Below are 12,991 nucleotides of genomic sequence, written 5' to 3' on the forward strand. Positions count from 1 at the left end.
GCGTTTGCTCATGAGCTGGTCGGGCTGGTGGTGTCGTTCCGGAAGCTGGCCGCGCTGAGTGACCAGCACGGGCATGACGAGATCACGGTGAAGCGCGCCTATTTGAATTTGTTCCAGCAAATGCTCGATGATGCTGAGGATTTGGCGGTGAAAATTGGCGTGCAGTCGCTCCCGTTTGCGTTTGATGAATTTATTGAACGGCTGAAGGACGATGCGTTTGAGCTAATGACGTGCGCGAAAGGGGCTTGCGTACGAGCGGATTTATTTGTACCGGCTGTTATGGGTGCATTTTTTCAAAAAGAAGGATTGGCGTGACGACGAGTTGGCGAAGATTCACGCGGGTCTGAAGGGACTTCAGGATTGGGAGAGCCCGCTGCCGTTGATGGTGGCCGGGGTGCATTTGAATTTGCTGGTCGGAGATGATGAGCGGGCGTTGAAGCTTGTCGGGATGTTTCAGGCGGGAGGAAATTACGCCGTACTTGCTGTATTGGATTGAGTATTTGTCGGGCTTGAAGGCGTGGCGCCGTGTCGGGCCGTTGATTGAACTGTTTTTGCAAAAGTGAAGCCGTATTTGGATACGCTCGGCGGCTATCATAGTTGTGCGATGTTCACAAGGGGTGCGCTGCGGACGGTGGCGACGTATTGTGCGGAAAGTGACCGGCTGGATTTGTATGAGCGGGCGCTGCTCGTGATGCTTCCGTATAGTTTCGGCGAGTATGAGTATATGTTGTTTGAGCGCGGGCAGTTTGAGCGCTGGGGCGAGCTCCAGGCGTTTGTCGGCTTGGACTTTTATGATTTGCCGAAGGACCGCTTGAAAGTGGTTGAGAAGGAGCAGCCCGAGGTGCTGCTCTCGATGCTTCACCAGACGGCGCAGCGCGAGATTGACCAGAAGAATCGCGCGAGCTATCGGCTGGCGGTTCGGCATTTGAAGAAGCTGCGGACGCTCTATAAAAAGCTGAAGCGCGTCGACGACTGGGAATACTTTTTGGATACGCTTCTGGAGCGAACGAAACGGCTGCGGGCATTTCATGAGGAGTGCCGGCGGAGTAAATTGATTGAGGCTTAACCCCGCCGCGGGGGTTTCTGCAGTTTGGTGGTTTCAGCGGTTTCGGGGCGCCATTAAATGGTAAATGGTGCCTGACACCCTTTGTGGACACATTCCACTCCAGGTGGACACGAACGAGCATCTTGAGGGTGTGCCTGGCATCGTTGAAACCGCCCTTATTAAACTTTTTAAGGCTCTTTTCTAAAAGTTTGTTGCTATTTTGGATTCGCTGATATAATTAAAAATTCGCTGATAAAATGGTTGGATTCGCCGATATAGTTGAAAATTCGCTGATAAACTTCCAAAAATCGCCGATAAATCAGATTAATTTGCTGTTACAGTGTAACTTCACATCGTATTCGTGACTTTTTAAGTGCACAATCATTTAAATTGCAACATTCTATACGAAAACAGCCAATTTTTAAAGGAGCACATTATGTATGCTGAAAACTAGGTTTTTGAAATTGCTGACAACTAAATTAGGGGATGGGCGCTTTCTTCTGACGGCTCAGGATGAGCGTGGTGCCTATATGAACCCTTTCAGGTGGAAGAACCTCGTTTTTAGCAGCCATGAGGAAAGCTTTTTTGGGACGATTCTTGAGACGGAAACGGTGAACGACGTTGAGGGTGTTGTTGTGAGCGGCTGGCAGCTGGTTTCCCTTTTTGCCAAGGAGTCGTTTAACCGCTTTGTTGAGTGGGATTGGAACGATCAGTCGGAGATTTGTCTGGCAGCTGCCTTCTCTCTTTACGAGGGTATCGTCGAAAAGGATTGGCTGCCGGATTTCTCGGTGTGGGAGCACGGTGAGTTCCGCTGGAAGCTGCCGGAACGAGTAAAGGATGAATTTGATCCCTCCTTTTGGGAGCAAAAGATGGATACTGATTCTAACGACGCCCCCGCTGAGGGCCATGTGGAAGAGGCTGATGACGTTGCTTCTGCTAAAGGTCTTGGCACGACCAAGAGCTATATTTCCGATTTATATAACAGCGCTCTTGATGCCTATTTGACAAGGAATTCGGCGATGAAGGAGCTGTTCGGCCCGAAACTGGAACTGTTGAAAAAGCAAAATATTTCCGGTGTCGAATTGGCCCGTTATTTTGATGAAGAAAGCTGGCTTGAGTGGGTCGGAATTAAGGAAAGCGACACGCCGTTTACGATTGGGCTGCGGCTGGATGAACCTGTTGACGGTGAGGGTGCGTGGACCCTGGATGTATTTTTGCGCGGGAAGAAAGATGTCGATCAGATTGTCGATATTGAAGGTTCGGCAAAGATTCCTGCGAAATGGCGGCCATTTTTAGAAAAGGTCGATCGTGAGCGGGAACGCTGGGTCCGATTGATTCCGTGGCTGGGCGAGGATGGCTTTTTCAAGACGCATTTGACTGAGGAAGAAGCGTGGATGTTTTTAACAGAGGCCAGTGAGACGCTGCTTGCTTTGGATGTGGAGATCCTCCTCCCTTCCTGGTGGCAGGCGATGAAAAATGCCAATTTGAAGGTGAAGGCGTCGCTGAAGGGTTCATCGAGCCACCGTCCATCGTTCGTCGGGCTGCAGGCGATGCTTGATTTCAATTGGCGCTTTTCGATGAACGGGGTCGATTTGTCTGAGGAGGAGTTTGGGAAGCTTGTCGAGGAGAAACGGCGGCTTGTCTATGTCCGCGGCCGCTGGGTGAAGCTTGATCCACAGTTTATTCGACAAATACAAGATTTGATGAAGCGAGCCGAGAAAGAAGGCCTGCATGTCCGTGATTTGCTTGAGCAGGAGCTGGTAGAGAGCGGCGAGTCCGGGGAGGATGAACTGGAGAATCCGAAGGCGTTCGCTAAGATCCAAATCGAGTTAAACCGGCAATGGAAGCAAATGGTGAAGCAACTGTCGGAGGTGCACGAGATTCCGTTAGAAGAAGTTCCGGCAGGACTGAACGGCGAACTCCGCCCGTATCAGCAGCTTGGCATGAGCTGGCTCTGGTTCCTGCGGCAGTACGGCTTCGGCGCCTGCCTCGCCGACGACATGGGCCTCGGCAAAACCGTCCAGCTCATCTCCTATCTATTAAAGGTCAAAGATGAAATGGCGGTGGATGACACCGTTAACGGAATTAACACAGTTGGAACGGTGGCGAGCCAAGAAATGGTGCCTGACACCGTTAGCACTATCAACACAGTGGGGAATCACGAAACGGTGCCTGACACCCTTAATGACACCGTTAACACTATTCCTATCGGGAAAACGGGGGAATCCATCAAGAAGGGTGTATCCATGAAGAAGGGTGAATCCACACCCGCTGCTAAGGTGAAGGTTCCGACGAGGGCGGCGTTGATTATTTGTCCGACGTCGGTGCTGGGGAATTGGCAGAAGGAGTTGGAGCGTTTCGCTCCTGAGATGAAGGTGTATTTGCATTACGGGTCCAACCGCCTGAAGGAGGAGGCTTTTTCCGAGAAGGTGCACGCTGCCGATGTGGTGTTGACTTCGTATGGACTAAGCCACTTGGATTCTGAGGAGTTCGAGTCTAAAATTTGGAGCACGATTGCGATTGATGAGGCGCAGAATATTAAGAACGCGCAAACGAAGCAATCGAAGGCCGTACGCAGGCTCCGCGGGAACCACCACATCGCCTTGACGGGTACGCCGATGGAAAACCGCCTTTCCGAGCTATGGTCGATCTTCGATTTCGCCAATCACGGCTATCTTGGCAGCATGGGCCAATTTCAGAAGAAATTCGTCATCCCCATCGAAAAGGATGAGAAAAAGGAAAAAGTGCAGCAGCTGCAATCATTGATTCGGCCGTTCCTGCTGCGGAGGACGAAAAAGGATGAAGAAGTCGCCCTGAATCTCCCTGATAAGCTGGAGCAAAAGGAATACTGCCCATTGACGGCTGAACAGGCGTCGCTGTACGAGCAGCTGATCCACGATACATTTGCCGAAATTGAAAAATTATCGGGCTTTGAGCGCAAGGGGTTAATTTTACAAATGCTCGGCCGCTTGAAGCAGCTTTGCAATCATCCTGCGCTTTATTTAAAAGAGCGGGCCGCGGCGCGCGATCTTCTCGATCGTTCTAATAAGATGGAGAAGCTTGTCGAGCTGGTGGATGCGGTTTTGGAGCAGGGTGAAAGCTGTCTGATTTTCACGCAATATATCGAGATGGGTGAAATGATCCGGACGACAGTGAAGAAGAAATTTGGCGTTGAGGTGCCATTTTTAAATGGAAGTGTACCAAAGGCGCAGCGTGACCGCATGATTGAGCGGTTCCAGGCCGGCGAGTTCCCGGTGTTCCTGCTGTCGTTGAAGGCGGGCGGAACCGGCTTGAATCTGACGGCGGCGAATCACGTCATTCACTATGACCGCTGGTGGAATCCGGCCGTTGAGAACCAGGCCACTGACCGCGCCTACCGGATTGGCCAGTCCAGGTTTGTCCACGTGCATAAGCTGATTTGCACCGGAACACTCGAGGAGAAAATTGACGCCATGCTCGAGAAAAAGCAGCATTTAAATGATCAAATTATTACAAGTGAAAACTGGATCACCGAGCTGTCGACCGATGAACTGAAGGACTTAGTTTATTTGGGGTGATGGCACCACTAAAAAATGAAATGGCCCAGTACTGTACTGGGCCATTCCTCCATCACGACTTGCCTAAATATTTTTCTTTAAAGATTGGGCTAAGTTCACTCCACACATCAAATTTATTCCCATCTACATCATAAAAAATAAAATTTCTCCCGGCATGTCCTCTGTCTTCAATCTCTCCCACTCTCACATCTTTTTCCTTAAAGTTCGTATGTATTTCTTCTAAAGCATTTAATCCATTGACCTCGAATGTGATAGAAAAACGCTCTTCCCCATGCACATCATAGAAATTTGCACTTTGATTTTCTTTTGATTTAACGAGGAAAATACTTTGGTTCGCCAAATCAACAATGGCCTTGTCTTCACCTTTATAGTTTAACTCTGCCCCCAATTTGCTTACATACCATTCAGCAGAACGTTCTACATTTGAAACGGGGATATACGTAGTTCCTACCCGCAATAATTTTTCATTCACCCTATTTCTCCTCCTGTATTAACTGTTAATCTATTTACCTAATCAGCCCCATTTTATCAAAAGTTAGTTTGAATAGGTGTAAATTTTTTGGGAGGGAATTCCATTACAAAAGCAGGAACGGTATAACTTCAAGCATAAAGAAAACTCGCCGATTGGCGAGGACAGAGGCGTAGTTGCACTTATGCATGATAGGAAAGTTTATACTTTCCTATCTGCTAAAAAAAGAGGAGAGCATTTCTCTCCTTGTTACTGAGGTTCATGTCCATTAATAGGCGAACCAGTTGACGTATGTTCATTTACCCAATCAAGAGATACCTTGGAAACGGCTGACCAATCAGGGATTTGGTTGCTATGCTGCTCGACCCAACTCATACAATATTGTGGGTCAATGCTCTTTTCTAAGCATTGTGCTAAGAAAGACTGAATGTTTTTCTCCGTACAATTTTCCCATGAACCACACGTTTCACCCCAAATACGTTCCATTTCCTGTTTAAAATCGTTTACCATCGTTCATTCCTCCTTGATTAAATCTACAAAATAAGTTTGTCCAAGGAGAAGAAATATATTTACAGAAGCAGCAGCAACATCTGCAGTTAGTAGAAATGTCCAGCAAGTGAACGTTTTATTACCTCATAGCCCTCTTGTTTTTGCTGTACCCATACGTTCAGAAGTTGAGAGACCATCCCATCACTTTTTTACTTTTATTTTCTCGGGTATGGTCGTCCAGTACACGGGATCTTCTAAGCCGAGCCGCCAAATCCCGATCCCCCGTAAGTCATATTTTTCTACAAGGTTGAGCTTAAACCGCAGACTATCGCTATTCTCAAACCATACCTCGTGGCTATGTTGTTCTTGATCTACGTAACTGAAATGAGGGGTTTGCGAACGGGAGTCCCATTGAACTTTCGCTTTGTATTTTTTCTTCTGATCCATTAACTCTTTATAGGAGCTATACTTGGCCTTGCCTGCTGTTGTATCCCAGTCCCATCCATAACTTGCGATACCGAGTAAAATTTTTGAAGATGGTACTTTATTTTTCAAAGCATAACGAATCGTTGCTTCTGTCCAATCGAATGATGCAGATGGACCGGGTTTTGTTCTAGGGTTGTGCTCATCGTATGTCATAATCATTAACCCATCTGAATATTGACCAAGTTTTTCGTAATCAAACCACGGTGACCAGGGATTTGCACGGGAATCACCTGTGTTTGCCGGGACTGAAACCGTCACTGCTTTTCCATCCTCATGCAGTGCATCAGCCAAATTTTTGATGAACAAACTAAAGGAATCTCGGTCCGTCAAATACAAATTTTCCATGTCAATATTCATCCCGTCATATTGAAACTGATTCATTTCATTGCGTAAGTTCTGAATGAAAACATCGCGGTTATTCTCGTTATCGAGTACAGTACTCGCTACCTGCTTGCCCTTCTCCACAGTTTCATAAAAGAGATTATGTACAACCATATATACTTTCACGTCTTTTTCATGAGCACGCTGAATAACCTTTTTCTTATGATCTGCGGTAACGGAATCGATCAGACTGCCCGGACGTTTATCATCAAGCTTATACCAAAAGGGGGCAATAATGCTTAAACTGGCAGATTGCGAGTCAACGGTAGGCTGAGACCCTGGATACGTTCCTTCCTTTTCCGTATAGAACCCTAAAACCTCACGAGGCGCTTTATCCTTTTTGGGTTCCTTTTTTGATTGTACCTGACTGCAGGATGACAGCAGCAATAAGGCCATGCTTAAAGAAATGATCGTGAATGACCAATAACATTTTTTCACTATAATACACCTTCTTCCTATTTCTTAAGTTGATTAGAAAAGGTGCATCTTATTCACGAATTGATTTTCCCCATCAAAGGGCTGGTTTTTTCCATACACGAAATCCATTGAAATAAAAAATGACTATCACCTTGATAGCCATTTTCCTTATTTATCTATTTTTAAATTTATACAGGAGTGTGGCGAACACGTTGGCGCCGATAAATATAAAGTTCCCTTGGGCGTTAAAACTCAACTGCTGCTCCTCAAAACTCATTTTATCATACATTTCATCCTGCCTGATTCCTTGCTCCCGCCGCTTTTTATCCATCTTTTTCAATTCCTTAATATAGGAATACTGCATTGGCAACAACAATAACGATAATAGAACGTAGCCGCCAAGCGCCCATAACGTCACCGATAAACCCATTCAGTTCAACCCCTTTTTATTTTTTTGAAAAAGTAATACATGCGACGCAACGATTTATTGGATTATATGTCCCTCTCGCGTATTTTTTCCGAAAGTAATTGATAAAATTGCTGCGGCTCATCGAGGCGGAGGTGTGCCTTGCTCACTTTTTTCTTGATTCCGTACATAAAGCTGGCATCAAGCGGTTGATGAAACTCGATTTCAAACGTAGGCTTTTCTTTTATAAAATCCGCTGCGCTTGCATCGAAAACATGTCTAGCTTCCGTTTTTGTTAATTTTTCAGGGCCTTGATAATAGTGAAAACTTTTAATTTCCTCAAGAGGAACGGTTACCTGCCTCGTGATGCCGACCTGCAAATAGACATGCTGATCGGTAATCCTAATGGGGCACAGCCTGATTGCCTGGATTTCTGCCACGAAGAAAAATAAGGCGTACAAGTTTAATACTAATGCAATGATGGCTACAGTGGGATTCCACGAATGAAGCAAAAAGTGAAACCCTACCGATTCCAATACAATTGCGTGAATCAGCATGACGTAGACCGCGATGGCTCCGGTCTTTTTATGATACGTGAACGTTTGCGCATCATTTACCGGCTTTTTTCTCCACGAAAATAAGCTGTAATAATACATCGCCATTTCTGAAAAAAGGATCTCGCGCATCCTCGATGATTCCAGATGCTGATTCCATGCTTCCGCCATGCGATGATGAAAGGTGGGATTGACGGTTGCGGCATTGCGGTAGCTTTTCAAGATCGCCGGTATTTTCACAATCAGTTGATAGACAATGTAAAGTTCAATCAGGAGGAACGCTCCCTCACCGGCAAATACGATATATTTTACAAACGAATAGTCTGACATGAGGCCTTGTGGAATAATCAGTACCGCGGCGCCATAACCCACAAGCATGACAGGCAGTAGAGTTTTTAGGGAGTACCGCTTTCGGATGATAAAAAGGTAAACGAGTAAAGGGATGGTAATGATGAAGTCGAATAAGGAGCCCAAAGCCATTTCTGGCGGAAGCGTGGCCGCCCACTCAACCCGGTAAACCATCACATTTGAACCCAACACCAAGGACAGTAATAAGCCGAACCAAAGCCACTTCTTTTTCGGGATCGTTAACATGTCTTCCTCCTGAGAACAGTCATACTTTATAGTTCTATTTTAACATAAATATCCAATTACCGAGAACAAAAAAGGCAAATAAAAAAAGACATCCACAGCCCAAAACCACCTAAACCACCTAAAACCACCTGTTCACCGTCAAAACATTAGAATGGGTGTCAGGCACCTTTTTTCATATATTGATGTTTTAAAGGTGGGAAATGAGGGTATAGGAGCGATAAGGGATAAAAAAAGAGACCTAACGCTTTTTTGAAGTGTTAGATCTCTTTTTGGAACTTTTTCGTTTCTCGAAGCAAGGTTCTATTCTAGAATGGTGATTTTTACGGTTTTTCTGCCCCAAGCATACGCGGCTGCTTTTGTTGGCATTAACACGTCGATTTTGTGACCTTTAATGGCACCGCCAGTATCGCCGGCAACAGCTACGCCGTAGCCTTCTACCCATACTTTACTGCCCATAGGGATAACCGATGGATCGACAGCAATCAATTTCATATTCGGATTGGCGGCAATATCGTAACCAGCTGCCGTAATCGTTCCTCCGTCAAATGGAGTATAAGCAGTAGCCGTCACGTACATTTCTTTTCCTTTTATCGCCACACCAATAGTATTCTGAGACGATGAAGCTGGCGCTGCTGATGCAGTCCGCGCTTTTGCCGCTGCCTGCTCCATGCTGATTTTTGCTTGAATATCTTTCATTTGGCCTTCGATGCCGGCCTTTTCTTGCTCGGCAAGTGCCACTTGCTGTGCGATTTGAGTATACTTTTCTTGCATGACAGTCAGCGATTGCTGTCTTTTTTGCATGTTTTGATCAAGTAAGGTCTGCTGTGCAGCCAGCGCCTTTTGACCTTCTTCTAGTACTCTTTCTTGACGATCGATCTCTTCTTTATCTTTTTCAATCTGTTTCAAGTCCGCTTTTTGTGCTGTCAAAATGTCTTTATCCGCATCCATTAATGTGGACGCAGCACTGGCGCGCTGGATAAAGTCTGAGATACTGTCAGATTCAAAGAATAGGTTGACAATGAGATTGACATTACTATTTTGCTGCATCGCAACCGCTCGTTTTTTCATAATATCTTGGCGGCCAAGCATTTTGTCCTCAAGCACAACGATCTCTTCTTTTTTCGCTTCAATGAGTTTGTTCGTTTCATCGATTTTCGCTTGAGTCTTTGTCATTTCGTCTTTGTTCTTTGTAATCTCACTGTAAAGAGATTCTAATTCTTGTTGAATATTTTGTATTTCTTTATTTACCGATTGCTTTTCTTGTTCCTTTTGCTCTACTAATCTACTTTTTTCTTGTAGCTGCTGCTGTGCATTATGTAGGGCATCGCTGTTTGTTTGTGCATATGTAACAATTGAACCTGATACACATAACATCAATGTAAGTAACACGAGAGTGATACGCTTGCTAGTCGTTTGCATACACTTTCTCCTTTCCTTAGTAACCTAGTTATATCAAAACAATGTACCAGTTATGTTACAAAAATATTAAAAGTGTATCACAATTTGTCTTATTTCACGAAAAAGTGTCTAAACTGTGGCATAACAGCGTCTATCTTTGGGACAAATAAATCAGTACTTTTATCACGGTGCAAATAGTACAAAGGGTGTCAGGCACCATCCGTGGACAGTGTCCATCTTGGGTGGACACTGTAAACAAAAAAGGTTCAGGATGCATCCACCATCCGGAACCTTTTCTCAGATTTAGATATATTACTGTTTTTGTAGACGATGGAGCGAGGTGCTGTCGGTCGTCTTCTCGATCCCGTTCAAGCATGTTCTTGTTGTTTGAATTTCCTAGAATGAATATCTTATTCCTCCCCTAGCTCCTCTCCCAGTTCCTTCCCCTCCTCCAGGACACGTTTATTCTTCCGCTTTCTTGGCCGGGTTTTCCGATGAGGGGGAAGCGCCAGAAAGGAAACCTTTGTTCCTTCTTTCATAATAAAATGGGATAGTTCTTTGTAGGCCTCTTCTTCCGTTAGAGCGCCTCCGTCTTTGGAAATACTGATTGTTCGGTTTTCAAGACTAGCCTCGAATGTATAATTAGAGTAATGCAAAGAAATATGAGTGTCGTCTTCCAGAGGAAAAGATTGATAGGAAGAGTCCTTTGAAGATGTGGGTGACTGATGTGTAAGTTGGAGTGCATCATGAAAGCTCGGTTTAGATGTAATGGGTGAATCCCGGCTGTCGACCTGCTTTCCCAGGACGATTATAGAATTTATATTTTTCAAAAAAATACCCCCAATATTTACAGTAATCGATTAATTTTTACAGTAATCGCCCATTATTATTCGACAATAATTTTTCTTTCCCCTGCTAACCAAACTTCTAATATATGTATTTTTTATGACCGTGCATATTTCCCACAGTTTAAAATGTGCGTAACCGGCACAATTGCGCCCTACAGACCGTTAAACCGCTAAGTTTAAAACATCAATGGTTATGACGGCGGTGAAAAAAGATGTCATTATCGGAAAAATTAAAGGAACTTCGCGAGAAGCAAAACTGGTCGCAGGAAACACTTGCAAGCATGATGAATATGCACCGTTCAACGGTTAGTCGCTATGAAAATGCCAAGGCAATTCCTAATTATCAAACGGTCATTCGTTTTGCGGAAGTATACAAGGTAGACAAGGAGTATTTGGTCGAGGAGCTTGATCGACTGCTGCCAAACGTCGAGGCGCCGGGCTATGTACTGAAGGAAAATCCGGAGGATCCCGATATGGGCAGGATCCTTCAGCTTTTGGAAAATGAACCAGAACTAAAAAAGGCCCTCGTCGATCTTTCCCTCGTCGGACCGAAACGCAGGCGCTTTTTTTCAGATGCTATTACAAGCTTTATTAAGTTAGAAAAGAGACATAAAGACAAATTCTAAAGAAAACTCGCCGATTGGCGATGACAAAGGCGTAGTTGCTCTTATACTTTCTTCCCAGCTAAAACAAAGAAGCCGCTGTCACAAGTTCAGCGGCTTCATAAAAAAAACAGGGGGGTTTTTCTAATAGTTTACCCCGCTTGCTGATTTTTAAACATGGAAATTTAATTTTTTTTAAAAGTAATCTCCGCGGCCGCTTCGCATGTTTGCAACCAGCCTATGATTTGGTACCCTTTATTTTAAATCCGCCCCTATTATTTGCAAATTCAAAATTCCCCTGTTCGCGCCAGTATTTTAACGAAAAAAAATCCGGCAGCTAACCTGCCGGAAATTTGGAGATGATGACGGAGGGATGTTTGATTTTCTCTAACAACCGAAACCGTTGCGGGGATGTTTTTTCCAAAAATAAAGCAACTCATGAAGTAGATCTGTGGTGTAAATTGTCGAATACTGTACTTTTTCAAAGATGTATAGGAAATTTGTTTGCATGCTCGTGTGGGTGTCTGGAGTAAATTTGGGTGGGGCCTCGTTGCTTGAATTCTAGTTCCTGCTCTCTTATTAGCCATTCCAACTGATTGACGCGCTTTTGCAAGCTGTCGACATTTTTATTTGCTTTTCCAACCATTTTTATTAAGCTTTCCAGCAGTTGCTCCAGGTTTCTGGCGGCTTCATCTTTCATTTCCAATTGGCACTTCCTCCTTCTTTGGCTCAGGCGGGGAATTGTTCGGTTTGGCACTCAGGAAGCGGACCGCATCCGCAATTACCTCGGTGACGTACACCCTCTTGCCCTCACGATTGTCATAATAGCGGGTTTGCAGCCTGCCGGTAATTCCAACAATCGACCCCTTTCGACAATATTGGCATGTATTCTCCGCAGCCTTTCGCCATATCGTACATTGAACGAAATCGGCTTCAATTTCTCCATTATGGTTGCGAAAATGGCGGTTTACTGCCACCGTTATTTGGGTGACAGCCGTCCCATCCGGGGTCTTGTTTAACTCGGGATCACGGGTTAATCGGCCGACAAGTGTAACCTGATTAATCATGTCTTCAACTCCTTTCGGTGATGGCTTAATCATAGCCCCTCGATGGAATTGTTGTAAAATCGCGATAAAGCCATTATCAGGGAGGTTTTTGTCGAAATTTTTGCTGTTTCGAGGAGTTTTTTGTCAATATAAAGGGTCCTTTTTCCATTTATCGCATATTATCGAAATATGGCCAGATATTTTTCGACATTTGCTTTTTCCCGCTGTATGTTATAATTTAGGAAAAAAGAACAGGAGGATCGCATGAAAACTTTTAAGTTATACTCATTGGATGTTGTGGAAGAAGACGCTGCGGTTGAGGTTCCGTTGGTCGACGGTTTGATTTTGAATAAAGAAGATGATCGCTCCACTTGGCTGATTGAGGCTTATACCGACCTGTCCCTTTATGATTATTTCAAAAAAATTTCCGAGCAAAACCGCGACATCATTGTCGAAGCGGTGATTACGAAAAAAGAAAACGCCCCTGCCTATTTTCAAACGAAGATTTGCAACTTGCTAAAATTCGAAAACTATATAAGTGTGTTATTTCAAGGCCATTTACGCCGCAATAAAAGTGATTATTCCGAGCTCCTGCTCGACAACCTGATGCAAAAAGGGCTTTCAGGAGCAGAACTTCTCACTGAATTTAAAGAAAAAATGAAGAGTAAGCCAAAAATTAAAGTAAAAAATCCGTAATTG

14 protein-coding genes and 1 pseudogene are annotated in these 12,991 nt (G+C 44.7%); 6 read left to right on the forward strand and 9 right to left on the reverse strand.

The genetic code is table 11. The features are described from left to right. The 4 genes and pseudogenes from ACO1D1_RS25170 to ACO1D1_RS25185 all read left to right on the forward strand — a co-directional run. A pseudogene (locus ACO1D1_RS25170) lies at window positions 1-315 on the forward strand (hypothetical protein); the annotation flags it as partial. Window positions 316-322: 7 nt separating this feature from the next. Further along, the gene (locus ACO1D1_RS25175; protein WP_423337526.1) at window positions 323-496 is read left to right on the forward strand and encodes a hypothetical protein; all 174 of its coding nucleotides are present in this window, start codon (window positions 323-325) and stop codon (window positions 494-496) included. A gap of 63 nt (window positions 497-559) precedes the next feature. Further along, window positions 560-1,066, forward strand: coding sequence for a hypothetical protein (locus ACO1D1_RS25180; RefSeq protein WP_423337527.1), 507 nt, complete (start codon window positions 560-562; stop codon window positions 1,064-1,066). 419 nt (window positions 1,067-1,485) lie between these two features. After that, window positions 1,486-4,602: a DEAD/DEAH box helicase gene (locus tag ACO1D1_RS25185; protein WP_423337528.1), complete on the forward strand. Its 3,117-nt coding sequence runs from the start codon at window positions 1,486-1,488 to the stop codon at window positions 4,600-4,602. A 52-nt stretch (window positions 4,603-4,654) separates the two neighbouring features. Here ACO1D1_RS25185 and ACO1D1_RS25190 read toward each other — a convergent pair whose 3' ends face one another. The 7 genes from ACO1D1_RS25190 to ACO1D1_RS25220 form a co-directional block, all read right to left on the reverse strand. Further along, window positions 4,655-5,074 (reverse strand): VOC family protein, encoded by a 420-nt coding sequence (locus tag ACO1D1_RS25190; protein WP_423337529.1) that lies wholly within the window; start codon window positions 5,072-5,074, stop codon window positions 4,655-4,657. A 246-nt stretch (window positions 5,075-5,320) separates the two neighbouring features. Beyond that, a complete protein-coding gene (locus ACO1D1_RS25195; RefSeq protein WP_423337530.1) occupies window positions 5,321-5,581 on the reverse strand; it encodes a hypothetical protein in 261 nt (86 codons plus the stop codon). 180 nt (window positions 5,582-5,761) lie between these two features. Beyond that, entirely contained in the window at window positions 5,762-6,865 is a 1,104-nt protein-coding gene (locus tag ACO1D1_RS25200) for a glycosyl hydrolase family 18 protein (RefSeq protein WP_423337531.1), read from the reverse strand. Between the two features lie 151 nt (window positions 6,866-7,016). Continuing rightward, the gene (locus ACO1D1_RS25205) at window positions 7,017-7,274 is read right to left on the reverse strand and encodes a DUF3949 domain-containing protein (protein ID WP_423337532.1); all 258 of its coding nucleotides are present in this window, start codon (window positions 7,272-7,274) and stop codon (window positions 7,017-7,019) included. Window positions 7,275-7,336: 62 nt separating this feature from the next. Further along, window positions 7,337-8,398, reverse strand: coding sequence for a hypothetical protein (locus ACO1D1_RS25210; RefSeq protein WP_423337533.1), 1,062 nt, complete (start codon window positions 8,396-8,398; stop codon window positions 7,337-7,339). Window positions 8,399-8,698: 300 nt separating this feature from the next. Next, window positions 8,699-9,817, reverse strand: a complete 1,119-nt coding sequence (locus ACO1D1_RS25215; RefSeq protein WP_423337534.1) for a 3D domain-containing protein — start codon at window positions 9,815-9,817, stop codon at window positions 8,699-8,701. A gap of 389 nt (window positions 9,818-10,206) precedes the next feature. Beyond that, window positions 10,207-10,626, reverse strand: a complete 420-nt coding sequence (locus tag ACO1D1_RS25220) for a hypothetical protein (protein WP_423337535.1) — start codon at window positions 10,624-10,626, stop codon at window positions 10,207-10,209. Between the two features lie 230 nt (window positions 10,627-10,856). Here ACO1D1_RS25220 and ACO1D1_RS25225 point away from each other — a divergent pair, with 230 nt between their 5' ends. Next, window positions 10,857-11,270: a helix-turn-helix domain-containing protein gene (locus tag ACO1D1_RS25225; protein WP_423337536.1), complete on the forward strand. Its 414-nt coding sequence runs from the start codon at window positions 10,857-10,859 to the stop codon at window positions 11,268-11,270. A gap of 457 nt (window positions 11,271-11,727) precedes the next feature. On the opposite strand, the gene ACO1D1_RS25230 is transcribed toward ACO1D1_RS25225, so the two are convergent. Continuing rightward, the gene (locus ACO1D1_RS25230) at window positions 11,728-11,952 is read right to left on the reverse strand and encodes a hypothetical protein (protein ID WP_149872310.1); all 225 of its coding nucleotides are present in this window, start codon (window positions 11,950-11,952) and stop codon (window positions 11,728-11,730) included. Beyond that, window positions 11,936-12,313, reverse strand: a complete 378-nt coding sequence (locus ACO1D1_RS25235) for a single-stranded DNA-binding protein (RefSeq protein ID WP_149872311.1) — start codon at window positions 12,311-12,313, stop codon at window positions 11,936-11,938. Before ACO1D1_RS25235 ends, ACO1D1_RS25230 begins: the two co-directional genes overlap by 17 nt. 243 nt (window positions 12,314-12,556) lie before the next feature. On the opposite strand from ACO1D1_RS25235, the gene ACO1D1_RS25240 reads away from it, so the two are divergent. Next, window positions 12,557-12,988 carry a YwpF-like family protein gene (locus tag ACO1D1_RS25240; protein ID WP_149872312.1) on the forward strand — a complete coding sequence of 144 codons (432 nt, stop codon included), beginning with the start codon at window positions 12,557-12,559 and terminating at the stop codon, window positions 12,986-12,988. Window positions 12,989-12,991: the final 3 nt, after the last annotated feature.

Origin of the sequence: Neobacillus sp. 19 (assembly GCF_049463095.1) — a bacterium.
GTDB lineage: Bacteria > Bacillota > Bacilli > Bacillales > Cytobacillaceae > Neobacillus.

Bases quoted from the DNA above. Each gene is read 5' to 3' on its own strand.
- ACO1D1_RS25185 (WP_423337528.1), top strand. From the start codon at position 1,486: ATGCTGAAAACTAGGTTTTTGAAATTGCTGACAACTAAATTAGGGGAT.
- ACO1D1_RS25195 (WP_423337530.1), bottom strand. From the start codon at position 5,581: ATGGTAAACGATTTTAAACAGGAAATGGAACGTATTTGGGGTGAAACG.
- ACO1D1_RS25205 (WP_423337532.1), bottom strand. From the start codon at position 7,274: ATGGGTTTATCGGTGACGTTATGGGCGCTTGGCGGCTACGTTCTATTA.
- ACO1D1_RS25210 (WP_423337533.1), bottom strand. From the start codon at position 8,398: ATGTTAACGATCCCGAAAAAGAAGTGGCTTTGGTTCGGCTTATTACTG.
- ACO1D1_RS25215 (WP_423337534.1), bottom strand. From the start codon at position 9,817: ATGCAAACGACTAGCAAGCGTATCACTCTCGTGTTACTTACATTGATG.
- ACO1D1_RS25225 (WP_423337536.1), top strand. From the start codon at position 10,857: ATGTCATTATCGGAAAAATTAAAGGAACTTCGCGAGAAGCAAAACTGG.
- ACO1D1_RS25235 (WP_149872311.1), bottom strand. From the start codon at position 12,313: ATGATTAATCAGGTTACACTTGTCGGCCGATTAACCCGTGATCCCGAG.
- ACO1D1_RS25240 (WP_149872312.1), top strand. From the start codon at position 12,557: ATGAAAACTTTTAAGTTATACTCATTGGATGTTGTGGAAGAAGACGCT.